Genomic DNA, 22184 nt, shown 5'->3' with positions numbered 1-22184 from the left:
ATGAGCGATGCGCCGAAGACGGCGGGCCGCTCCGGCCCCTCCATCGTCTCCTCCGCCCACCTCGCCGACGGGGCGCTGCCGGCGCTGTCCGAGTTCGAGTTCGGGCTCAACATGCTCACCCATGCCTATGGCCGCTGGATGGTGCGGTGCATGGCCGCGGCGGGGGTCCCCGACCTCTCCGCGCTGGACGTGCTGATCCTGCACCATGTGGTGCACCGCGACCGGCCGAAGACCATCGCCGATTTGTGCCTGGTGCTCGACGTGGAGGACACCCACCTCGTCACCTATGCCGCCAAGAAGCTCCAGTCCCTCGGGCTGGTCACCGCCGGGCGGCGCGGCAAGGAGAAGACGCTGGCGGCGAGCGAGACCGGCCGGGCCGCCTGCGCCCGCTACCGGGAGGTGCGCGAGGCGCTGCTGGCCAATGCGGTGGCGGCCACCGGCATCGCCCCGGAGAAACTCTCCGAGATCGCCGCCCTGATGCGCACCCTCTCGGGCCATTACGACCAGGCCGCGCGCGCCGCCGCCTCGCTCTGATCCTGGCGCCGCGGCACCGCATCGCGGGCCATGGTGCGCGCGGGGCTTTTCGCTATGATGCCTGCTGCGGCCGGTCGCCCTGACGGACCTTGCATCATGTGGCTCGACGACCTGTGTTCCCTGCGTTCCGGGCCGCCTGCCGAAGACGGGGGTCTCGACGGGGAGGCGTTCCGCTCCTTCGGCCTCGCCGGCCGTCGCGTGGGTGAAAGCGGGGTCGAAATCCGCGAGGCCATCGGCGCGCTCCTGCCGTTCGGCCGCATGCACAGCTTCCGCCTCGGCCCGGCGCCGCGCCGGCGGATTCTTGTGGTGGCGCCCCTCGCCGGTGGCTTCCCCTTCCTCATGCGCGACCTCGTGGTGGCCCTCCTCGACCATGCCGACGAGGTGGCCATCACCGAATGGCCCAATGCGCGCTACGTGCCGCTCTCCGCCGGACGGTTCGGCTTCGCCGAGAACTGCATGGAAACGGCGCAGATGGCCCGTGCCCTTGCCGGCTCCCCCGGCGGGGAGGGCGCCGGGGTGCACATGGTCGGCGTGTGCCAGGGCGCGCTGCCGGCGCTCGCCGCCGCCTGCCTGCTGGCGGACGCGGGCGCCGCCCCGCTCAGCCTCACCCTCATGGGCGGGCCCATCGACCCCTCGCGCAACCCCACCCGCCTGTGGCGGGTGCTGCAGGAACGCTCGCTCGATGCGCTGGAGCGGCAGGTGATCGAAACCGTCTCCACGGCCTTCCCCGGTGCCGGGCGGCGGGTGTTCCCAGCGTGGCGGCAGATGGATGCCTTCGGCCTCTACCTCTGGCGGCAGGGCCTTTCCGGCGGCGACCTGCCGTTCCGCCTCGCCTTCGACGACGGCGACGACCCGCTGCGCTTTCCCCTTGCGCGCCTGTGCTGGAGCATGATGGACGTGACGGCCGAGTTCTTCCTGGAGAACGTGCGCACCGTCTTCCGCGAGAACGCGCTGGCGCGCGACCGGCTGGAACTGGCGGGCCACCCGGTGCAAGGCGCCGCCTTGTCTTCGACGGCGCTGCTCACGGTGGAGGGAGAGGCCGATGACATCGCCGCGCTCACCCAGACCGAGGCGGCCCATGCGGTATGTCCGAACGTGCCGGACCATTTGCGGCGCCGCCTCGTGCTGCCGGGCGGCGGGCATTTCTCCTTGTTCTACGGCCGGCCCATGCGCCAGGCGGTGCTGCCGGCCATCGCCGAGGTGATGGCGGCGGCGGAGGCCGCGCGCTGACGCCTGCCCGCCTTTGCGGGCAGGACCTCCCCTCGCACGGACGGGCGGACCGGCGGAAGCAAAGGCCGGCTCAGCTGCGGCCGTGGCCTTCGGTGGCAAGGTGGCGATGCAGGGTGCTGCGGTGGATGCCGAGGCGCCGTGCGGCCTGTGAAACATTTCCCCCGCTGGCGTCCAGCGCCGCCCGGATGGCGGCCCGCGTCACCGCATCGAGGTCGCCGCCGGGTCCCGGCCGGGCGGGCAGGCCCGCCGGTGCCGGTGCGACGGAGGCGGCAGGCGGCGACGGCGCGCGCACATCTTCCGGCAGCGCCTCCAGGCCCACCTCCTCGCCCGGCTCCGCAAGGGCACGCAGCACCCGCAGGGTGCCCGCCAGCTGCCGGAAATTGCCCGGCCAGTCGTGTCCCGCCAGCGCCGCGAGGCACTGGCCGGACAGGAACGGGGCCTCCTCCCCCGTGGCCGGGCCATGCTGGGCGCAAAGGTCGGCCCAGATGCGCGCCACCAGGCCTTCGCGATCGGCGAGGGTGCGCAGGGCGGGCAGGGTCACGGTGTATTGGGCGATGCGGAAATACAGATCGGCCCGGAAGGCGCCCGCCTCCACCAGCTGCTTGAGGTCGCGGTGGGAGGCGCAGACCAAGGCGAAGTCCACCTTCACCGCTTTGCCCCCGCCCAGGGGCGTCACCTCGCGCTCCTGCAGCACGCGCAGCAGCCGGCTCTGCAGCGACAGCGGCATGTCGCCGATCTCGTCGAGGAACAGCACGCCCCCGTCGGCCTCCCGGAACAGGCCCTTGAAGCCGGCGCGCCGGGCGCCGGTGAAGGCGCCCTCCTCGTAGCCGAACAGCTCGGACTCGATGAGCCCCTCGGGCAGCGCCGCGCAGTTCACGGCCGCGAACGGTCGCCCCGCACGGCTGCCGCGCCGGTGCATCTGGCGCGCGAATACCTCCTTGCCGGTGCCGGTCTCGCCCTGGATCAGCACCGGAACGCCGGCTTCCAGCAGGCGGACGGCGCGGCCGAGGTCCTGCTCGGCCCGCGGATCGAAGCTCGGTCCGGGCGGCGCCTCTGCCTCGGCAACCCGCGGCACGGCGCCCCGGGCCGCGGCCGGCACGCTCTGCCGTTCGAGGCGAAGGGTCACCACGCCCCGAGCGGTGCGGGCGCGCCGCTCGTCCCCGGGCCGGCCGAGGCTGCCCTCGAACAGGTCGCCGAACCGGTGCGCCCCGAGCCCGTCCCAGCCGAGGCCCAGCAAGGCGAGGCCGGACCGGTTGGCGGCGATCAGGCGATGCTCCTCGAACACCAGGATGCCTTCGCGCAAGGTGCCGAGGAAGCTCGGATCGGCATGGAAGCGCACCAAATTGAGGCCGGGAAAGGCGCCCTCGAACAGGCGATGCTCCACCTGGTCCACGGCGAGCTTGACCAGCGCCAGCGCGTGCAGGTGCGGCACGCCGGCGGGGCCGGAAAGGTCCAGGAGCCCCACGAGATCGCCGAAGGGGTCCAGAATGGGCGCGGCCGCGCAGCTGAGGATGCTGTGGGGCTCGGCATAATGCTCCGCCCCGCGCACCTCGATGGCGCGGCGCTCCACCAGCGCGGTGCCGATGGCGTTGGTGCCGGTTTCCGCCTCGCTCCAGCTGACGCCCGGGCGCAGGGCGACGCGGGCGGCGCGGTGGGCGAAGTCGGCGCTGCCCACGGTGTCCAGCACCAGCCCGGAGGGATCGGTGAGGATGACGATGCTGTCGGCGGCGCTGGCGCTGGCGTGCAGGGCCTCCAGCTCCGGGCGGCAGCGGCGGCGCAGGGCTTCGTGCCGCTCCCGCCGGGCGCGGAACTCGCCCTGGCTGAGGGGTTCGGCGTGCGACAGCCCCACCGGCAGGCCACGCTCGGCGCAGCGTGTCCAGGAGCGCAGAATGGGCGCGGCCAGCGCGCCATCGGCCACCGGAGCGCCGGCAAAGAAGCGGCGCCGGGCGGCGAGAACCGCTTCCGGCGAGAGGCCCAACGGGACGGCAGGCGGCATTTCCAACCTCGGTTTCGCTTGCTCCCCGACGCACCTGTCGCATTTTGCGACAGGTGTCGCCGCTCTTGTTCTTATGGGCGACAGTCTCGCATGAATATTCGCCGCCCGTCCAGCCTCGGCCCTGCCGGGCGCCACTGGCGGCGGATAAATGCATTTACTGACAGCATCTTCCCGCACTGCAAATACACCGGCACCATGGCCGGATGAAAACTGGCACATGGGGTGCACCCGGCGACGGCACCTGTAACGGGAGGGAATAATGAACAAGCCTGCCTTTCTCTCAAGCGCCCACGTCTCCCCCTTCAAGCCGCGCTACGGCAATTTCATCGGCGGCGCCTTCGTGGAGCCGGTGAACGGCCGCTATTTCGAGAATATCTCGCCCGTCACCGGCAAGGTGATCTGCGAGATCGCCCGCTCGGACGCGGACGACATCGAGCGCGCGCTGGATGCCGCCCATGCAGCCAAGCGCGCCTGGGGCCGCACTTCCGCCGCCGATCGCGCTTTGGTGCTGCTGAAGATGGCCGACCGCATGGAGGCCAACCTCGACCTCCTCGCCCGCGCCGAAACCTGGGACAACGGCAAGCCGATCCGCGAGACCACCCTCGCCGACATCCCGCTGGCCATCGACCATTTCCGCTATTTCGCAGCCTGCGTGCGGGCGCAGGAAGGCGCGCTCTCCGAGATCGACCACGATACCGTCGCCTATCATTATCACGAGCCCCTGGGCGTGGTCGGCCAGATCATCCCGTGGAACTTCCCCATCCTGATGGCGGTCTGGAAGCTGGCGCCCGCGCTCGCCGCCGGCAATTGCGTGGTGCTCAAGCCTGCCGAGCAGACCCCGGCCAGCATCCTGCTGCTCGCCGAGCTCGTGGGCGACCTCCTGCCGCCGGGCGTGCTCAACATCGTCAACGGCTTCGGCATCGAGGCCGGCAAGCCGCTGGCCTCCTCGCCGCGCATCGCCAAGATCGCCTTCACCGGCGAGACCGGCACCGGCCGGCTCATCATGGGCTATGCCTCGCAGAACCTCATCCCGGTGACGCTGGAACTGGGCGGCAAGTCGCCCAACATCTTCTTCGACGACGTGGCGGCGAAGGACGACGACTTCCTCGACAAGGCGGTGGAGGGCTTCGTCATGTTCGCCCTCAACCAGGGCGAGGTGTGCACCTGCCCCAGCCGCGCGCTGGTGCAGGAGAGCATGTTCGACCGCTTCATGGAGAAGGCGCTGGCCCGCGTCGCCGCCATCCGGCAGGGCTCGCCGCTGGACCCCTCCACCATGATCGGCGCGCAGGCCTCCTCCGAGCAGATGCACAAGATCCTGTCCTACATCGACATCGGCCGGGCGGAAGGGGCCCAGGTGCTGGCCGGCGGCGAGCGCAACATGCTGGAGGGCGACCTTGCCGACGGCTTCTATGTGAAGCCCACCGTGTTCCTCGGCACCAACTCCATGCGCATCTTCCAGGAGGAGATCTTCGGCCCGGTCGTCTCGGTGACCACCTTCAAGGATGAGGAAGAGGCGCTCCACATCGCCAACGACACCCTGTTCGGGCTCGGCGCCGGCGTGTGGACGCGGGACGGCTCGCGCGCCTATCGCATGGGCCGGGAGATCGAGGCCGGCCGCGTGTGGACCAATTGCTACCACGCCTACCCCGCCCATGCGGCGTTCGGCGGCTACAAGCAGTCGGGCATCGGCCGCGAAACCCACAAGATGATGCTGGACCACTACCAGCAGACCAAGAATTTGCTGGTGAGCTACAGCCCGAAGGCGCTCGGCTTCTTCTGATCACACCCCCTCCCGGGGGCCTTCCGGGGGTGGCGGACGCCTGATGCCGCCGCCCCCGGTCTTTCTTCATCACCCGCGAGATGGAGGGCCGGCCGCATGCGCATCGACCGGAGATCCGCTTCCCCCGGGTCTCCGGCGGCGGGCAGGCTCACCCCTCCCCCGCCCTCACCAGCGCCAACAGCCCCGTCAGCAGCTCCACCGGCGTCGGCGGGCAGCCCGGTATCCTCAGATCCACCGGGATCACGGCCGCAACCCCGTCCGTCACCGCATAGCTGCCCGCGAAAACGCCGCCATTGATGGCGCAGTCGCCGGCCGCCACCACCCATTTGGGGGCGGGGGTGGCGTCGAAGGTGCGCTTCAGCGCCTCGGCCATGTTCTTGGCCACCGGGCCGGTCACCAAGAGCACGTCCGCATGGCGCGGCGAGGCGACGAAGCGCAGGCCGAAGCGCTCCAGGTCGTAGAAGGCATTGCCCAGCGCGTGGATTTCCAGTTCGCAGCCGTTGCACGAGCCGGCATCCACCTCGCGGATGGAGAGGCTGCGCCCGAGCCTGGAGCGGGCCGCCGCATCGAGCTCCGCGGCAAGCCTCGCCACCGCCGCGTCATCCGGGGCGGGCTCGGTGAGCGGGGCCTTCAGGAGGCCCTGGAGAAGAAGCTTGCGCATCGCCGGCCCTAAAGGTCCACGCCCGAGTAAGAGCAGTTGAAGGATTTGTTGCACAAGGGGAAATCGGCGACGATATTGCCCTCGATGGCGGCTTCCAGCAGCGGCCACTGGAACCAGGACGGATCGCGCATGTGCGCCCGCCGCACCCGGCCGTCGCTGTCCAGCGCCACGAAGGCCAGCACGTCGCCGCGGAAGCCTTCCACCACGGCCACGCCCTCCCCCGCCCCGCGCCCCGGCAGCTCGGCGGCGAACGCCCCGCCGGGCAGCGTATCCAGAAGCCGCACCAGCAGGCCGAGGCTCTCCTCCACCTCGCGGATGCGGATCCACACCCGCGCGTTCACGTCGGCGTCGCGCCGCACCGGCACATCGAAGGGCAGGCGGTCATAGGGCGCGTAGGGCAGGTTGCGGCGGGCATCGAAGCCCCGCCCGGAGGCGCGCCCCACGAAGCCGCCGGCCCCGAACTGCTGCACGAAATCCGGCCGCGCCACCCCCGTGCCCACGGTGCGATCCTGCAGCGAGGCGGTGTTGTCGTAAAGCTCCACCAGCGCCGGAAAGGCGGCTCGCACCCGCTGCACCAGGGCGCGGATGGCCGCCGCCCCGTCTGCCGCAAGGTCGCGGGCCACCCCGCCGGGCACCGTCACATCCATCATCAGGCGATGGCCGAAGGCCCGAGCGGCGGTGCGCAGCACCTGCTCGCGCAGCGCGCCGCAATGGGCCAGCATGAGGGCGAAGGCCGCGTCGTTGCAGATGGCGCCGATGTCGCCGAGGTGGTTGGCGAGGCGCTCCAGCTCCGCCATCAGCCCGCGCAGGGCATGGGCGCGCTCCGGCACCGCCACGCTTTGCGCCGCCTCCACGGCCCGGCAGAAGGCGACGCCATAGGCCACCGTGCTGTCGCCGGAGTAGCGGGCGGCGAGGCGGGCGGCGGCGGCCGGATCGCGCCCCTGCATGAGGCGCTCGATGCCCTTGTGCACGTAGCCGAGCCGCTGCTCCAGCCGCACCACCGTTTCGCCATAAGCGGAAAAGCGGAAATGGCCGGGCTCGATGATACCGGCATGGACCGGCCCCACCGGGATCTGGTGCAGCCCCTCCCCCTCGGCCGGCAGGAAGGCATAGGCCTCGCCCTGCGCCGCCGCCGGCGCCCCCGTCCCCAGCGGATGGCGCACGCCCCAGCGGCCGTGGTCGAGCCAGGCGCGCGCGTCGGGCGCGCCCTCCGGCTCCAGCCCGTAGAGGTCGCGCACCGTGCGTTCCAGCCGCGCGGCGGGCGGATGCAGGCGCGCGATGGAGGCAAAGCGCCCCTCCGGGCACGGGCAGGTGGCGATGGCGAGGCGCGCCGTGCCCTCGTCCAGCAGCGCCATGCTCACCGCGCCGGCCTCGCCCCACAGGCCCATGAGCACGAGCCGGCCGGCGGCAAGCTCGGCGCCGAGGGCTTCCCATTCGGCGCGGGACACCTGGACCCGCGGCCACGGACGGCAGCCGGCGGAGGCTTTGGCGAAGATCTCGTCGAGGCCCGGCATGCCGCCCCCTAACCCAGAAGCCCGGCAATATGCCGGAACCAGGCCACCAGCGGCGGCGGCAGGTAGAGCCCCGCCACCAGCACCAGGGCAAGGTGGACGATCATGGGCAGGAGGCTCCCGTGCGCCGGCTCCGAGCCGGGACTCGGTGCGCCGAAGGCGATGCCGGAGAGCTTCAGCATCAGCGCGCCGAACGCGACCAGCAACCCCGCCGCCAGCAGCACCGCAACCACCGGCATCCGCGCGAAGGTGGAGGTGACGAGAAGGAACTCGCTCAGGAACACCCCCGAGGGGGGCAGGCCGGCAATGGCGGCGACCCCCACCACCAGCCCCCAGCCGAGGGCGGGATGCGAGGTGGTGAGCCCATGGATGCGGCCCAGTTCCTGGGTGCCCTTCACCTGGCAGATATGGCCCACGGCGAAGAAGATGGCCGATTTGGTGAGGCTGTGCATGGTCATGTGCAGCAGCCCGGCGAAATTGGCGACGGGGCCGCCGATGCCGAAGGCGAAGGCGATGATGCCCATATGCTCGATGGACGAATAGGCGAACAGCCGCTTGATGTCGCGCCGGCGGTACAGCATGAAGCCGGCCAGCAGCAGCGAGGCCAGCCCCATGGCCATCATCAGCGGGCCGGGCGCGATGGTGCCGGGGTGGGCGGCCATCAGCAGCTTGAAGCGCAGCACCGCATAAAGCGCCACATTGAGCATCAGCCCCGACAGCACCGCGGAAATGGGGGTCGGGCCTTCCGAATGGGCGTCCGGCAGCCAGGCATGGAGCGGCACGAGGCCCACCTTGGTGCCGTAGCCCAGCAGCAGGAAGACGAAGGCGACATTGAGCAGCGCCGGGTCGAAATCCCGCGCCCGGCGCATCAGCACGCTCCAGATCATGCCTTGGGCGCCCTCGCCCACCACCGGCTGGGCCACCATGTAGACCAGGATGGTGCCGAACAGGGCCAGGGCGATGCCCACCGAGCCGAGCATGAAATATTTCCATGCCGCCTCGATGGCCGCCTCGGTGCGGTAGAGCCCCACCATCAGCACGGTGGTGAGGGTCGCCACCTCGATGGCCACCCACATGACGCCGAGATTGTTGGACACGAGCGCCAGGTTCATGGCCGCCAGCAGCGCCTGGTACATGGCGTGGTAGAAGCGCAGGTGCAGGGGCGTGAGCCGCCCGATCTCCAGCTCGTGGGCGATGTAGCCGGCGCTGAAGATGCTGGTGGTGAAGGCCACGAAGGTATTCAGCACCACGAACACGATGTTGAGGTCGTCCACGATGATGAACGGCCCGCGCACCCGCGGCGCGGTGAAGAGGAAGAGCGCGCACAGGAAGGTTGCCCCCGCGGCGGCAACATTCACCCGCGCGGCCATCCGGTAGGACGGCATGAAGGCCAGCAGCACCGCCGCCAGCACCGGGATGCCGAGGATGAAGGCGACGGGATCGAGCGAAGGCATCGTCACCAGCGCCCTCCCCGGAAGCGGTCGAGCACGTCCACATCCACGGTGTCGAACCGCTCGCGGATGCGGAACAGGAAGATGCCGATGACGATGAAGGCGATGAGCACCGAGAAGGCCACCGAAATCTCCACCACCAGCGGCATGCCCCGTGCCCCGGTGGCGGCGAGGATGAGCCCGTTCTCCAGCGACATGAAGCCCACCACCTGGCTCACCGCATTGCGCCGCGTCACCATCATCAGAAGGCCGAGCAGCACCACCGAAAGCGCGAAGGCGAGATCCTCGCGGGCGAGGGCATCGGCGGTGGCGGTGGCCTTGAGCATCACCACCATGGACAGCGCCACCAGAGCGATGCCCGCAAGCATGGTGGGCCCCACCGAGACCACCGTCTCCACCTCCCGGTGGATGCCGAGGCGGGCGACCATGCGATGCAGGGCCAGCGGGATGATGAGCGCCTTGAAGACGAGGGCGATCAGCGCCGTCAGAAACAGGTGCGGGGCGTCCTGCGTGAACGCCTGCCACGCCACCGCCAGCGACAGCGCCACCGCCTGCAGGGCGAACACGTTCAGCAGGGCATAGAGCCGGTCCTGGTAGAGCAGCATGAAGCTGATGAGCACCAGGGCGCCGGCGAACAGGTGAGCCACATCGAAGACGAGGCTGGCGGGAATGGCGTGGTCCATGGCTCAGAGCACCCCCGACACGAACAGCAGCAGGGTTCCCAGCAGCCCCAGCATGAGGGCGGCGCCGAGGAAATCGGGCACGCGAAACACCCGCATCTTGGCGATGGAGGTTTCGAACAGCGCCAGCAGCACGGCCCCCGCCGCCAGCTTGCCGGCATAGCTCGCCGCCCCCACCAGCATGGCGCCCAGGCCCGCCCCCGCGGGCGCGAGGCCCCAGGGCACGAACACGCAGGCCACCAGCGAGAGGAACAGGAGAAGCTTGATCTGCCCGGCCAGCTCGATGAGCGCGAGGTGACGGCCGGAATATTCCAGCACCATGGCTTCATGCACCATGGTCAGTTCCAGGTGCGTGGCGGGGTTGTCCACGGGGATGCGCCCGTTCTCGGCCACCGCCACCAGCAGCAGCGCCACCAGCGCCAGCGCCAGCGACACCCGCAGCCCCACGCCCGACAGCATCACCGCCGCCACGGTGGAAAGCTGGGTGGAATGGGCCACCAGGGCGAGGGAGAAGACGATCATGATCAGCGCCGGCTCGGCCAGCGACGAGATCATCACCTCCCGGCTCGATCCCAGGCCGCCGAAGCTGGTGCCCACGTCCATGCCGGCCAGCGCCAGGAAGAAGCGGGCCGAGCCGAGCAGGGCCGTGATGGCGATGAGGTCCGCGGTCCAGCTGAAGATGAGGCCGGTGGCGAAGGTGGGCACCAGCGCCGCCGCCACCCAGGTGGCGGCGAAGACGAGATAGGGCACGGCGCGGAACAGCCAGGAGGCATTTTCGGCGAGCACCACCTCCTTGCGCAGCAGGCGGGCGAGATCGCGGTAGGGCTGCAGCATGGACGCCCCCCGCCGGCGCAGCAGGCGGGCCTTCACCTTGCGCACGAAGCCGGTGAGCAGCGGGGCGAGGGCCAGCACCAGAAGCATCTGGGTGCCCTGCACCAGGAGGTTGGCCATCAGGTCCATAGCGCCAGCACCGCGAGCAGGAGGACGAGGGTGCCGAAAACAAGGCCGAGATACTGGCGGATGGTGAGGAATTGCAGCGTGTTGGCGCGTGTCGCCACGAATTCCACCGCACGGGTGAGGGGCAGGAACAGGAAGGCCCAGGCGGGGTCGCGGGCGCTCAGCGTGATCCGCGCCGGCGTCAGCGCGCCGGGCGGCGGCATCTCCACCCGCTCGCGGGCATCGAACAGGGTGCGCGCGAACACCCGGCGGATGGGCTGGGCGAAGGAGGCGGCCGAATATTGCGTCGCCGGGTCCGCATTGGGAAAGCCGCAGTCCCAGGCCGGCGCCCGCCGCACGCCGCGCGCGGCGAGACGGTGGATGATGAAGGCCGCCGCCAGCGCCGACCCCGCGATGAAGACGAACACCAGGAGACCATTATAGGAGCTGCGGCTCTCGGCCACCGGGATGATGGACAGCCAGGCCACGGAGCTTTGCGCCGGCATGTGATGGCCGATGATGGCTTGCACCGCCGGCTGGAGCGCGTCGATGACGAAGCCCGGCAGGAGCCCCGCCAGCACGCACACGGCGGCGAGCGCGATCATTGCGGCGCGCGAGAAGCCGTCCACCTCCCGCGCCTCGGCGGCGGCGGTGCTGCGCGGCCGGCCGAGGAAGGAGATGCCGTAGAGACGCACGAAGCAGGCGGCCGCCAGCGCCGCCGCCAGCGCCAGCAGGGCGCCCACCGCCGGCACCATCAGCTTGAGGCCCCAGGCCGGCAGGTCCGGGCTCAGGAGGATGGCTTGGAACACCAGCCATTCGGAGGCAAAGCCGTTGAGCGGCGGCAGCGCCGCAATGGCGGCGCACCCCACCAGCACCACCACGCTGGTGACGGGCATGCGGTGGATGAGCCCACCCAGCTCCCCCATCTGCCGCGTGCCGGTGGCGGTGAGCACGGCGCCGGCACCGAAGAACAGCAGGCCCTTCATGGCCGCATGGTTGAAGACATGGAACAGGGCGGCGGTGAAGGCCAGCGCCGCGGCGTCGGCGAAGCCGTTGGCCGCGAAGGCCAAAGCGAGGCCCAGGCCGACGAAGATGAGGCCGACATTCTCGATGGTGCTGTAGGCCAGCACCCGCTTCACGTCGCTCTGCAGCAGCGCCTGCAGCACCCCGGTCACCGCGGCGATGCCGCCGGCAGCGAGCACCGGCAGGCCGAACCACCATTGCGGCGGGCCGGCGAGATCAAAGACGATGCGGATGAAGCCATAGACCGCCACCTTGGTCATGACCCCGCTCATGAGGGCGGACACGTGGCTCGGCGCCGCCGGATGGGCCAGCGGCAGCCAGACGTGGAGCGGCACGAGGCCGGCCTTGGAGCCCGCCCCCATCATGGCCAGCGCCAGCACCAGCGCCCCCGCCAGCACCGACGGCGGAGCCCCGCGCGCGGCCTCGCGCATGGCATCGAAGGCGTAGCCGCCGGCCGCGCCCCCCGCCAGCAGCCCGAAGGCCAGCATCAGCGCCAGGGTGCCGAACGAGGCCATCAGGATATAGACGAGGCCGGCGCGCACATTGCCCGCCTCCTTGTCGTGCGCCACCACCAGGGCCCAGGACGCCAGCGACATGAACTCCCACGCCAAGAGGAAGCCGTAGGCGTCGTCGGCCAGCGGCACCAGGTTCATGCCGGCGAGAAAGGCGGGGAAGAAGGGCAGCACCCGCTGGGGCGCATGGTCGTGCCGGCCATAGCCGAGGCCGTAGAGGCTCGCCGCCGCACCCCCCAGGTTGATGACCACGAGGAACACCGCGCTCAACGCATCGAGGCGGAAGCGGGCGCCGATCCACGGCACGCCGAGGGGCAGCACCAGCCCGCCCGCCGGCGCCGCCAGCGCGGTGAGGGCCGAGAGCGCCGCAATGAGGCAGATCGCCAGGGCCCCGCCATAGACCAGGACCCGCCCGGCCGGCCGCCGCGCGCCGGCGATGCCCACCCCCGCCAGCGCCAGGAAGGCGCCGACGCAGCCCAGCGCCACGATGACCTGCACCGATGCGGCAAGGCTTGCAGGGATGGGGCCGGGCACCATGGCCTAGTCCTCCGCCACAGGGGCGCGGGACGCAGCCGGCGCGCGCAGGCGCACCCCCCGTCCGCCGCCGTCGCTGGCCGTGCCGTCGCCGATCAGCTCGACCCCGGCCGCCTCCAGCGCGCCCACCAGTTTCATGAGCGAATCCACATTGCCGCGGATCACCCCGTCGCTCGCCTCCATGCGCTGGATGGTGGGCAGGGACAGGCTGGCAAGAGCCGCAAGGGCGCGCTGGTCGAGCCCCAGGAGGGCACGGGCGGCACGGAGCTGGGCGGCTGTGATCATGGCAACCGAGGCTGGAACGTTATTTTTGCACCCTACTCCTCACATTATCACATTTCAACACTCATTAGTAATGTCTTAAACATCATACAAAGGTAGCCACGCGCCGGAGCCGGGCACCGGAGCCAAGGGGCGGCGCACGGCGGCCACGACGGGCCGGCGTGCGGGCCACCGTTCAATCCGGCCGCGAGAAGGTCAGGATCTCGCGCTTGCCCGCGTGGTTGGCGGGGCCGACGATGCCTTCGGTTTCCATCCGCTCCATCAGGCTCGCCGCCTTGTTGTAGCCCACCTGCAGCCGGCGCTGGATGTAGGAGGTGGAGGCCTTGCGGTCGCGCATCACGATGGCCACCGCCTGCTCGTAGAGATCGCCCCCGGCATCGGCGAGGCTGGAGCGGTCGAACACCGCCTCGTCCTCCTCCACCGCCTCCTCCGCCTCGTCGAGGATGACGGCATCCAGATAGTCCGGCCCGCCCTGGGCCTTCAGGAAGGCCACCACCTTCTCGACCTCGCCGTCGGACACGAACGGCCCGTGCACGCGGGTGATGCGGCCACCGCCGGCCATGAACAGCATGTCGCCCTGCCCCAGCAGCGTCTCGGCGCCCATTTCGCCGAGGATGGTGCGGCTGTCGATCTTCGAGGTCACCTGGAACGAGATGCGGGTGGGGAAATTGGCCTTGATGGTGCCGGTGATGACATCCACCGACGGGCGCTGGGTGGCCATCACCAGATGGATGCCCGCCGCCCGGGCCATCTGTGCCAGGCGCTGGATGGCCCCTTCAATCTCCTTGCCGGCCACCATCATGAGGTCGGCCATCTCGTCCACGATGACGACGATGTAGGGCAAAGGCGTGAGGTCCATCTCCTGTTCCTCGAACAGGGCCTCCGCGGTTTCCCGGTCGAACCCGACCTGCACCTGCCGGGTGATGATCTCGCCCTTCTCCGCCGCCTCCCGCACCCGCGCATTGAAGCCGTCGATGTTGCGCACGGCGAGGCGGCTCATCTTCTTGTAGCGCTCCTCCATCTCCTTCACCGCCCATTTCAGCGCGATGATCGCCTTCTTGGGGTCGGTGACCACGGGGGTGAGCAGGTGGGGGATGCCTTCGTAGACACTGAGCTCCAGCATCTTGGGGTCGATCATGATGAGCCGGCAGGCCTCCGGCGTGTGCCGGTAGAGCAGGCTCAGGATCATGGTGTTGATGGCCACCGACTTGCCCGATCCGGTGGTGCCGGCGACCAGGAGATGCGGCATGCGGGCAAGGTCCGCGATCACCGGCACGCCGCCGATGGTCTTGCCCAGGCACAGGCCCAGCTTGGGGTGGGTGTCGGCAAATTCATGGCTGGCCAGAAGCTCGCGCAGCCACACGGTCTCGCGCCGGCGGTTGGGCAGCTCGATGCCGATGACGTTGCGCCCCTCCACCACCGCCACGCGGGCCGACACCGCGCTCATGGAGCGGGCGATATCCGGCGAGAGGCCGATGACGCGGGAGGACTTCACCCCCGGCGCCGGCTCGAACTCATAGAGCGTGACCACCGGGCCGGGATTGGCGTCGATCACCTCGCCGCGCACGCCGAAATCACGCAGCACCTGCTGCAGCATGGTGGAGGACTGGTCGAGGAATTCTTCGGAAAGCTCGTAGTCCGGCTCCACCACCGGCGGTTCGCGCAGCAGGTCGAGGGGCGGCAGCTCGTAGCCGCTTTCGAACGCCTCTTCGCCGCCCACTTCGGCCGGCGGGGCGCCGGGCAGCTCCGCCACAGCGGCGGGGGGCGTCTCGCCGGCGTCCGGGGCGGGCTGTGCCGGAGGCGCGGCGGGGGCGTGAAGGAAGCGCGCGGTGACGCTCTGGCGATAGGACAGCCACATGATCCCGGCAGCGGCGGCGGCCGCCCCGGCAGGGGACGGGGCGAGGGCCGGAGCGGGATCGACCCCGACGGCATCGGTCACGGCAAACTCGTCCGCATCCGGGTCCATGGCGCCATCGAGGGCGGCCTCGGGGGCGTCTTCGCCGAACCGGTCGGGGCCGGCCAGGGCGTCGGTCATCACCCCGGCCTCGGCGCTGACGAGCGCCACCTCGTCGGCGGCCGCGATGGCCTCGGGGCCGGCCACCTCGGCGGCATCGCTTTCCGGCTCGTCCGCGGCCGGCTCCAGCCAAAGGGCATCGGCGGGGAGCGGGAATACTGCCGACACCTCGGGATGCGACGGCGCGAGGTCCTGCTCGCCGGCGACCGGCGGGGGAACCGCGTCCCGGCCGATGAGGAGCAGGCGACCAAGGGCACGCAGGGCCTCGGGGAGGTCTGCCTCCCCCTCCACCGGCGCTGGCGGCGCATCGGCTTCGCAAGGCGCGGCCTCCGAGAACTGCGGCTCGGTGATCGCGGCTTCGGGCGGGCAGGCTTCGGGCATCGGGACTTCAGCGACCGTGAATTCGGGCATCGAGACTTCAGGCACCCAGGCTTCAGCCGTCGTGACTCCAGCACTGCCAAGTGCCGCTAAAACAGGGTCTGCCGGAACGGCCCCGGCCGTCTCCTCCCCGTCGCGGGGGAAAGCGGGGAGCGCATCGGCAGAGCCGGGCAAAATCTCCATCGTGCCGGGGATGAACGCCACATCCGGCGCGGTGGCCTGGATGGGGTCTGCCGACACGGCAAATTCAGCCAGCAGCATGCCCGAGGCCGGCCCCTCCTCCAGCAAGTCCGCCACCGCCAGAGCTGCAACCTGCGGGGCCACAGCGTCGGCAAGGGCGGGCGCGGCCGGAAAAGCCTCCGGCTCCGTCCCGGCGGCGTCCGGCGCAAGACTGGCGGCGTCCTGCGGCGGCAGGCTGTCGTCGTCGGCCGGATCGAGCACGAAATGCCAGCCCCGGCCGGACAGGTCCACGGTGGCGGCGGGGGCAACCTCGGCCTCCCGTGGACGCAGGAAATGGTCCGGCGTCCGGGTGAAGCGGGTGTTGGCGTCGAGGGTGAACGGCCTCAGCCAGCTGGGGATGAGTTCGAGATCCAGCCAGGAATGGCTCGGCGTCGCGGCGACGACCATGTCGCCGGCTTCGGCGAAGGGCGCCTCGTCATGGGCGATGCCGTCCCCGGGCGCGCTTTCCGGCGCAAGGCCGCCAGGCGCGTCGAACCCCGGCCAGGCGTCATCGTCCGCCGGGTAGGGGGAAAATCCGAAGGATCGCGGGGGACGGGTGAAGGAAGACATCTTGATCCAAATCCGCAGGGCCGGCGCCGTTGTCCGAGGGATAGACCCGCCGCGTTAAGGGGACGTTTGCGCCCCGGCGAACAGGTTTCATGATACCATCCCTGTGGATGGATTTCTCCCCTCCCCGACCAATGCCCCGGCCCGGCCGCAAGCCGGGGCGGAAGGGACCTGCGGCCGGGCGGGCTCTTTCGCTGCGGCGCCACATGGCTTAAGTCCGGCGCGCGTCGTCCCCCACAAGCCCGGCCTCCCATGATTCGCCTCGACAACATCAGCAAGCAGAACGGCAAGCAGATCGTCTTCATCGAGGCCTCCGCCACGCTGCTGAAGGGCGAGAAGGTCGGCCTCGTCGGCCCCAACGGCGCCGGCAAGACGACCCTGTTCCGCATGATCACGGGCAGCGAACTGCCCGACGAGGGGCAGGTCTCCGTCGATCGCGGCGTCACCATCGGCTATTTCAGCCAGGACGTGGGCGAGATGGCCGGCCGCAGCTCCCTTTCCGAGGTGATGGACGGCGCCGGCCCGGTCAGCGTCGTCGCCGCCGAACTGAAGGAGATCGAGGCCGCCCTCGGCGATCCCGACCGGGCCGACGAGATGGACGCGCTGGTGGAGCGCTACGGCGAGGTCCAGGCCCGGTTCGAGGAGCTGGGCGGCTATGCGCTGGAGGGCCGCGCGGCCGAGGTGCTGGCCGGCCTCGGCTTCAGCCAGGAGATGATGGACGGCGACGTGGGCAAGCTCTCCGGCGGCTGGAAGATGCGCGTGGCCCTCGCCCGCATCCTGCTCATGCGCCCGGACGTGATGCTGCTGGACGAGCCCTCCAACCACCTGGACATTGAAAGCCTGATCTGGCTGGAGGCCTTCCTGAAGGGCTATGACGGCGCCCTCATGATGACCTCGCACGACCGTGCCTTCATGAACCGCATCGTCACCAAGGTGGTGGAGATCGACGGCGGCGCCCTCACCACCTATTCCGGCAATTACGAATTCTACGCCCAGCAGCGGGCGCAGGCCGACCGCCAGCAGCAGGCCCAGTTCGAGCGCCAGCAGGCCATGCTGGCCAAGGAGATCCAGTTCATCGAGCGGTTCAAGGCCCGCGCCTCCCACGCCGCGCAGGTGCAGAGCCGGGTGAAGAAGCTGGAGAAGATCGACCGGGTGGAGCCGCCCCGCCGCCGCCAGACCGTCAGCTTCGAGTTCGCGCCGGCCCCGCGCTCCGGCGAAGACGTGGTGAGCCTGAAGAATGTGCACAAGGCCTATGGCAGCCGCACCATCTATGCCGGCCTCGACTTCCACGTGCGCCGCCGCGAGCGCTGGTGCGTCATGGGCGTCAACGGCGCCGGCAAGTCCACCTTGCTGAAGCTGGTGACCGGCAGCACCGACCCCGATACCGGCTCGGTGGCGCTGGGGGGCAGCGTGAAGATGGGCTATTTCGCCCAGCACGCCATGGAGGTGCTGGACGGGGAGCGCACCGTGTTCCAGCAGCTTGAGGACACCTTCCCCCAGGCCGGGCAGGGCTCGCTGCGGGCGCTTTCCGGCTGCTTCGGCTTTTCCGGCGATGATGTGGAAAAGCGGTGCCGGGTGCTCTCGGGCGGCGAGAAGGCCCGCCTCGTCATGGCGATGATGCTGTTCGACCCGCCCAACTTCCTGGTGCTGGACGAGCCCACCAACCATCTCGACATGGCCACCAAGGACATGCTCATCGCCGCCCTCGCGGAATATGAGGGCACCATGCTGTTTGTCTCCCACGACCGGCACTTCCTCGCCGCGCTCTCCAACCGGGTGCTGGAGCTGACGCCGGAGGGCATCCACCAATATGCCGGCGGCTACACGGAATATGTGGCCCGCACCGGCCAGGAAGCCCCCGGCCTGAGGACCTGAGCGGCCCCGGAGCCCGCCGGCCGCATCCTGCCCTCGCCCCTCCCGTCGCCCCCGGGCCCGCTGCGGGCGCCTGGCCGTCGCTGCCCGGTGGCGCGGAGGATGCGCGCCCTGCGCGAGCCCGTGATTGACCATTTCGTTGTGGCGCGAACGTGCTTATGCTTCCAGGGGACAAGGAAAAAGCCGCAAGGCCGTAAAATGGCGCTGAATTCGGGGGAGGGAACCGCATCGTCCGACATGCAGGAGCGTCTGTTCGGACACCTCCTGGCGGCGGCATTCGCGGTCTTTATCTGCATCCTTGGCACGCCGGCGCGCGGCGAAGGCGCGATCCGCCTGCAGATCGTCGGCGGGCTGGCGGGCGTCTCCCAATACACCCGCTTCGAGCAGCCGTTCTGGACTTCGGAGATCCTGGAGCGCTCCGGCGGGCGCATCTCCGCCACCATCCGACCCCTCGACGGCGGCGGCCTGCGGGGGCAGGAGATGCTGCAGCTCATGCGCCTCGGCGTGGTGCCCTTCGGCACCGCCCTTCTGGCCGTGGTGGCCGGCGACGAGCCGGAGCTGAATGCGGTGGACCTGCCGGTGCTCAGTCCCGACATGGCCACCCTGCGCGCCACCCTGGAGGCGTACCGCGAGCACCTGCGGCAGGTGCTGCGCGAGCGCTACGACATCGAGCTGCTCGGCATCTACACCTATCCCGCGCAGGTGCTGTTCTGCGCCCGGCCGTTCCGGGGCCTGGACGACCTTGCCGGGCGCAAGGTCCGCACCTCCTCGGTGGGCCAGTCCGAGCTGATGTCGGCGCTCGGCGCGGTTCCGGTGCTGCTGCCGTTCGCCGAAATCGTCCCGGCCCTGCGTGGCGGCGTGGCCGATTGCGCCGTCACCGGAACCCTGAGCGGCTACGAGATCGGGCTCCCCGCTCTCACCACCCACATCCACACCATGGCCGTCAGCTGGGGCGTATCCTTCTTCGGGGCCAATGTCACCGCCTGGCAGTCGCTGCCGCCGGACGTGCGCGACGCCATTCACAGCGGCGTCCTCGACCTGGAGCAGCGCATCTGGGAACAGGCCGCGGCCGACACCGCGCGGGGACTTGCCTGCAATACCGGAGCCGCCGCCTGCTCCGACAAGCCACCCCGGACCATGGCGCCGGTCCCCACCTCCGCGGCCGATTCCGAGCGCCGCCGGCAGCTGCTGACGCAGGTGGTTCTGCCACGCTGGATCGAGCGCTGCGGCACGGCCTGCGCCAAGGCGTGGAACGCCTACCTCGCGCCCCTCCACGCCATCACCGTTCCGGCGGAATGAGCCGTGCGCACCCCGGCTGACGGTGACCAATGATCTGGCATCGCCTCAAGCTGATCATCATCGTCGGAACGGCGCTCCTTCTGGTGATCACGGTAGCGGGAACGGCCATTCTTCTCGAGCGCGCCGAACGCGCCACCCTCACGGTCGCGGAGACCGCCCTGGAGCGCTCCGCTTTGGCAGTGGAGAATGCGCTCAACCGCCAGCTCCTTCAGGTCAACGGCGCCCTTGCAAGCCTGCCCACCCTGTTCGCGGCGGCCGGCGCCTCGCCGCACGATCGCGAGGCGGCCGGCCAGCTCCTGCGCGGCCTCAGCTTCCAGACCCTGGCCTTTCGCGACCTGCTGCTCATCACCGAGGACAGCGCCATCCTCACCTCCGCCCGCCCCCGCACGGCCCAGCGCCGCCTGCCGGTGGAGGCCTCCGACGTGGCCGGCGAGCCCACCGCCCTGCTCGGCCCGGTGCGCAACCGCATCACCGGCGACTGGGCCCTCTACATCGCCCGGGCCGCCCCCGGCTGGGACGGCATCATCCCCATCGCCGAGGTGCCGGTGGCCACCCTCATGGGCCTGCTCGCGGAAACCGGCATCGCACCGGGGGTCCGCATCTTCCTTGAGCGGCCGAACGGCCAGCTCATCGCGGCGCTGCCCCACGACGAGGTCCAGACCGGCCAGATCCGGGACAGCGCCCTCGGCCGCCGGACGCCCGACGGCAAGGCCTTCAGCACCAGAACGGACAGCGTGACGGAGATCGCCGTCGTGCGCGCCTCTCTCTACCAGGATGTCCGGGTCATCCTCGCAGTGGACCGCCACACCCTCCTCGCCGACTTCCGGCGGGGACGCGACCGGGCCGTGGTGGCCGCCGCCCTGGGCGGCATGTTCGTCACCGCCTTCGCCGCCGCGCTCATCTTCGCCCTGCGGCAGCGGGAGCTGGCCGAAGCGGAGCGCGCGCGGTCCGCCGCGGTGCTCGCCAATGCGGTGGAGGCCATGTCGGACGGCTTCGCCATGTGGGACGAGAACGACCGCCTCGTCACCTGCAACCAGCGCTACCGCGACCTGTCCGGCGCCAGCGCCCCCTTCATCACCCCGGGCGTGCGGTTCGAGGAGGTGCTGCGGCGGGGCGTGGAGGCCGGGGAGTTTCCCGAGGAGGCGAGCGATGTGGAGGGCTTCGTCACAGCCTTCGTCGCCTGGCACATGAAGGGGCGCGGCGACCGGGAACGTCGGCTGCCGGACGGGCGCTGGCTGCTGATGAAGGACCGGCACACGGCAGACGGCGGCATCGTCAGCAACCGCACCGACATCACCGCCCTCAAGACCATGGTTGCGGACCTCGCCCAGGCCAATGCGCGGGCGAAGGAGGCCATCGAGGAGGCGCAGCGCCAGAACGAGGCCCTGATGGAGCAGGAGAGCCGCATCCGCTACCTGGCCCACCACGACGAGCTGACCGGTCTGCCGAACCGCGTCCTGTTCCGCGGTCGCATCGAGGCCGCTTTGTGCATGGCGCAGGACCAGGGCATGCGGACGGCGCTGCTCTACCTGGACCTTGATCGCTTCAAGGATGTGAACGACACCCTCGGCCATCCGGCGGGCGATGCGCTGCTGCGCGCCGTGGCGGCCCGGCTCGGCGCCTGCGTGCAGGACCCTGCGAGCATCGCCCGGCTCAGCGGCGACGAGTTCGCCGTCATCAGCATGGCGCCGGCGCAGCCGGACGAGGCCGGACGGCTGAGCGCGCGCATCATCGAGGAGCTGAGCCGGCCCTACACCATTCTGGGCCTCACCATCGCCGTCAGCGTCAGCATCGGCATTGCGGTGGCCGACGACCAGGATACGGACCCGGACGCGCTGTTGAAGCAGGCGGACCTTGCCCTCTACCAGGCGAAGGCGGCGGGCCGCGGCACCGTGTGCGTGTTCGAGCCGGAGATGGATGCCCATCTCCACGCCCGGCTGCAGATGGAAGCCGATTTGCGCCACGCCATGACCGGCCACCAGTTCGAGCTGGTCTACCAGCCCATCTACACGCTCGCCTCCGGCGACCTGTGCGGGTTCGAGGCGCTGTTGCGCTGGCGGCATCCCCGGCGCGGCCTCGTCAATCCGGCGGCCTTCATTCCGCTGGCCGAGGAGACCCGGCTGATCGCCGAGATCGGCGCCTGGGTGGTGCGCCGCGCTTTGATCGACGCGCGCACCCTGCCATCGCACCTGAAGGTGGCCATCAACCTCTCCCCGGTCCAGCTCGCCTTCGGCAACATCGTCAGCACCGTGGACGACGCCTTGCGCGAAAACGCCATCGCGCCCGGGCGGCTGGAGCTGGAGATCACCGAGACGGCCCTCTTCACCAATGATCCGCGTAATCTGGACGCGCTGCGGCGGCTGCGGTCGCTGGGCGTGCGCATCGTGCTCGACGATTTCGGCACCGGCTATTCCAGCCTGAGCCACCTGCTCCGCTTCCCGCTGGACAAGATCAAGATCGACCGGTCTTTCGTGCAGGACATGACGGAACAATCGGACAGTGCGGCGATCGTGGAAGCGGTGGCCGCCCTCGCCTGCCGCCTGGGCATGACCACCACGGCGGAGGGCATCGAAACCGCCGAGCAGCTGACGGTGGCCCGCAAGGCCGGCTGCACCGAGGTGCAGGGCCATTTCCTCGGCGCCCCCCGGCCCTTCCTGAACGCCGCCGACACCATCGAATCGGCATTGCTCCGGTCATTTTAGATG

At 70.4% G+C, this 22184-nt stretch carries 15 protein-coding genes; 6 read left to right on the top strand and 9 right to left on the bottom strand.

Annotated features, from left to right (window positions below; translation table 11 throughout):
• Together ACI7BZ_RS07880 and ACI7BZ_RS07875 are read left to right on the top strand one after the other, a co-directional pair.
• Entirely contained in the window at positions 1 to 534 is a 534-nt protein-coding gene (locus tag ACI7BZ_RS07880; RefSeq protein ID WP_414116601.1) for a winged helix DNA-binding protein, read from the top strand.
• A 96-nt stretch (positions 535 to 630) separates the two neighbouring features.
• A complete protein-coding gene (locus tag ACI7BZ_RS07875) occupies positions 631 to 1764 on the top strand; it encodes a hypothetical protein (RefSeq protein WP_414116600.1) in 1134 nt (377 codons plus the stop codon).
• 70 nt (positions 1765 to 1834) lie between these two features.
• On the opposite strand, the gene ACI7BZ_RS07870 is transcribed toward ACI7BZ_RS07875, so the two are convergent.
• Positions 1835 to 3760 (bottom strand): sigma-54-dependent Fis family transcriptional regulator, encoded by a 1926-nt coding sequence (locus ACI7BZ_RS07870; RefSeq protein WP_414116599.1) that lies wholly within the window; start codon positions 3758 to 3760, stop codon positions 1835 to 1837.
• A 259-nt stretch (positions 3761 to 4019) separates the two neighbouring features.
• On the opposite strand from ACI7BZ_RS07870, the gene adh reads away from it, so the two are divergent.
• Positions 4020 to 5540, top strand: coding sequence for an aldehyde dehydrogenase (adh, locus tag ACI7BZ_RS07865; protein WP_414116598.1), 1521 nt, complete (start codon positions 4020 to 4022; stop codon positions 5538 to 5540).
• Between the two features lie 148 nt (positions 5541 to 5688).
• On the opposite strand, the gene ACI7BZ_RS07860 is transcribed toward adh, so the two are convergent.
• From ACI7BZ_RS07860 to ACI7BZ_RS07825, 8 genes are all read right to left on the bottom strand, one after another.
• The gene (locus tag ACI7BZ_RS07860) at positions 5689 to 6201 is read right to left on the bottom strand and encodes an NADH-quinone oxidoreductase subunit B family protein (protein WP_414116597.1); all 513 of its coding nucleotides are present in this window, start codon (positions 6199 to 6201) and stop codon (positions 5689 to 5691) included.
• Positions 6202 to 6209: 8 nt separating this feature from the next.
• A complete protein-coding gene (locus tag ACI7BZ_RS07855) occupies positions 6210 to 7715 on the bottom strand; it encodes a hydrogenase large subunit (RefSeq protein ID WP_414116596.1) in 1506 nt (501 codons plus the stop codon).
• Positions 7716 to 7723: 8 nt separating this feature from the next.
• Positions 7724 to 9166: a hydrogenase 4 subunit F gene (locus ACI7BZ_RS07850; protein WP_414119114.1), complete on the bottom strand. Its 1443-nt coding sequence runs from the start codon at positions 9164 to 9166 to the stop codon at positions 7724 to 7726.
• 2 nt (positions 9167 to 9168) lie between these two features.
• Positions 9169 to 9846 (bottom strand): hydrogenase-4 component E, encoded by a 678-nt coding sequence (locus tag ACI7BZ_RS07845; protein ID WP_414116595.1) that lies wholly within the window; start codon positions 9844 to 9846, stop codon positions 9169 to 9171.
• Between the two features lie 3 nt (positions 9847 to 9849).
• Positions 9850 to 10803: a respiratory chain complex I subunit 1 family protein gene (locus ACI7BZ_RS07840; protein WP_414116594.1), complete on the bottom strand. Its 954-nt coding sequence runs from the start codon at positions 10801 to 10803 to the stop codon at positions 9850 to 9852.
• Entirely contained in the window at positions 10794 to 12851 is a 2058-nt protein-coding gene (gene hyfB / locus ACI7BZ_RS07835; RefSeq protein ID WP_414116593.1) for a hydrogenase 4 subunit B, read from the bottom strand. Before hyfB ends, ACI7BZ_RS07840 begins: the two co-directional genes overlap by 10 nt.
• Before the next feature lie 3 nt (positions 12852 to 12854).
• Positions 12855 to 13133, bottom strand: coding sequence for a transcriptional regulator (locus tag ACI7BZ_RS07830; RefSeq protein ID WP_414116592.1), 279 nt, complete (start codon positions 13131 to 13133; stop codon positions 12855 to 12857).
• 172 nt (positions 13134 to 13305) lie between these two features.
• The gene (locus ACI7BZ_RS07825; RefSeq protein ID WP_414116591.1) at positions 13306 to 16311 is read right to left on the bottom strand and encodes a DNA translocase FtsK; all 3006 of its coding nucleotides are present in this window, start codon (positions 16309 to 16311) and stop codon (positions 13306 to 13308) included.
• A gap of 249 nt (positions 16312 to 16560) precedes the next feature.
• Between ACI7BZ_RS07825 and ACI7BZ_RS07820 the strand changes: the two genes are divergently transcribed.
• From ACI7BZ_RS07820 to ACI7BZ_RS07810, 3 genes are all read left to right on the top strand, one after another.
• A complete protein-coding gene (locus ACI7BZ_RS07820) occupies positions 16561 to 18183 on the top strand; it encodes an ABC-F family ATP-binding cassette domain-containing protein (RefSeq protein ID WP_414116590.1) in 1623 nt (540 codons plus the stop codon).
• A 195-nt stretch (positions 18184 to 18378) separates the two neighbouring features.
• Complete coding sequence (locus ACI7BZ_RS07815; protein WP_414116589.1) at positions 18379 to 19479, top strand: TRAP transporter substrate-binding protein; 1101 nt, start codon at positions 18379 to 18381, stop codon at positions 19477 to 19479.
• 29 nt (positions 19480 to 19508) lie between these two features.
• Positions 19509 to 22181, top strand: a complete 2673-nt coding sequence (locus tag ACI7BZ_RS07810; RefSeq protein ID WP_414116588.1) for a bifunctional diguanylate cyclase/phosphodiesterase — start codon at positions 19509 to 19511, stop codon at positions 22179 to 22181.
• Positions 22182 to 22184: the final 3 nt, after the last annotated feature.

The sequence above is a fragment of the Xanthobacter sp. AM11 genome (genome assembly GCF_047444035.1).
Lineage (GTDB): Bacteria > Pseudomonadota > Alphaproteobacteria > Rhizobiales > Xanthobacteraceae > Xanthobacter.
Note: the sequence above shows the minus strand (reverse complement) of the source record. Positions and strands in the feature narration are given on the sequence as shown.

What these genes read in the sequence shown, in the direction of transcription:
- ACI7BZ_RS07845 (WP_414116595.1), bottom strand. Translation starts at nt 9,846, where the DNA reads ATGGACCACGCCATTCCCGCCAGCCTCGTCTTCGATGTGGCTCACCTG.
- ACI7BZ_RS07830 (WP_414116592.1), bottom strand. Translation starts at nt 13,133, where the DNA reads ATGATCACAGCCGCCCAGCTCCGTGCCGCCCGTGCCCTCCTGGGGCTC.
- ACI7BZ_RS07810 (WP_414116588.1), top strand. Translation starts at nt 19,509, where the DNA reads ATGATCTGGCATCGCCTCAAGCTGATCATCATCGTCGGAACGGCGCTC.
- ACI7BZ_RS07825 (WP_414116591.1), bottom strand. Translation starts at nt 16,311, where the DNA reads ATGTCTTCCTTCACCCGTCCCCCGCGATCCTTCGGATTTTCCCCCTAC.
- hyfB (WP_414116593.1), bottom strand. Translation starts at nt 12,851, where the DNA reads ATGGTGCCCGGCCCCATCCCTGCAAGCCTTGCCGCATCGGTGCAGGTC.
- ACI7BZ_RS07880 (WP_414116601.1), top strand. Translation starts at nt 1, where the DNA reads ATGAGCGATGCGCCGAAGACGGCGGGCCGCTCCGGCCCCTCCATCGTC.
- adh (WP_414116598.1), top strand. Translation starts at nt 4,020, where the DNA reads ATGAACAAGCCTGCCTTTCTCTCAAGCGCCCACGTCTCCCCCTTCAAG.
- ACI7BZ_RS07820 (WP_414116590.1), top strand. Translation starts at nt 16,561, where the DNA reads ATGATTCGCCTCGACAACATCAGCAAGCAGAACGGCAAGCAGATCGTC.
- ACI7BZ_RS07815 (WP_414116589.1), top strand. Translation starts at nt 18,379, where the DNA reads ATGGCGCTGAATTCGGGGGAGGGAACCGCATCGTCCGACATGCAGGAG.
- ACI7BZ_RS07870 (WP_414116599.1), bottom strand. Translation starts at nt 3,760, where the DNA reads ATGCCGCCTGCCGTCCCGTTGGGCCTCTCGCCGGAAGCGGTTCTCGCC.
- ACI7BZ_RS07840 (WP_414116594.1), bottom strand. Translation starts at nt 10,803, where the DNA reads ATGGACCTGATGGCCAACCTCCTGGTGCAGGGCACCCAGATGCTTCTG.
- ACI7BZ_RS07855 (WP_414116596.1), bottom strand. Translation starts at nt 7,715, where the DNA reads ATGCCGGGCCTCGACGAGATCTTCGCCAAAGCCTCCGCCGGCTGCCGT.
- ACI7BZ_RS07850 (WP_414119114.1), bottom strand. Translation starts at nt 9,166, where the DNA reads ATGCCTTCGCTCGATCCCGTCGCCTTCATCCTCGGCATCCCGGTGCTG.
- ACI7BZ_RS07860 (WP_414116597.1), bottom strand. Translation starts at nt 6,201, where the DNA reads ATGCGCAAGCTTCTTCTCCAGGGCCTCCTGAAGGCCCCGCTCACCGAG.
- ACI7BZ_RS07875 (WP_414116600.1), top strand. Translation starts at nt 631, where the DNA reads ATGTGGCTCGACGACCTGTGTTCCCTGCGTTCCGGGCCGCCTGCCGAA.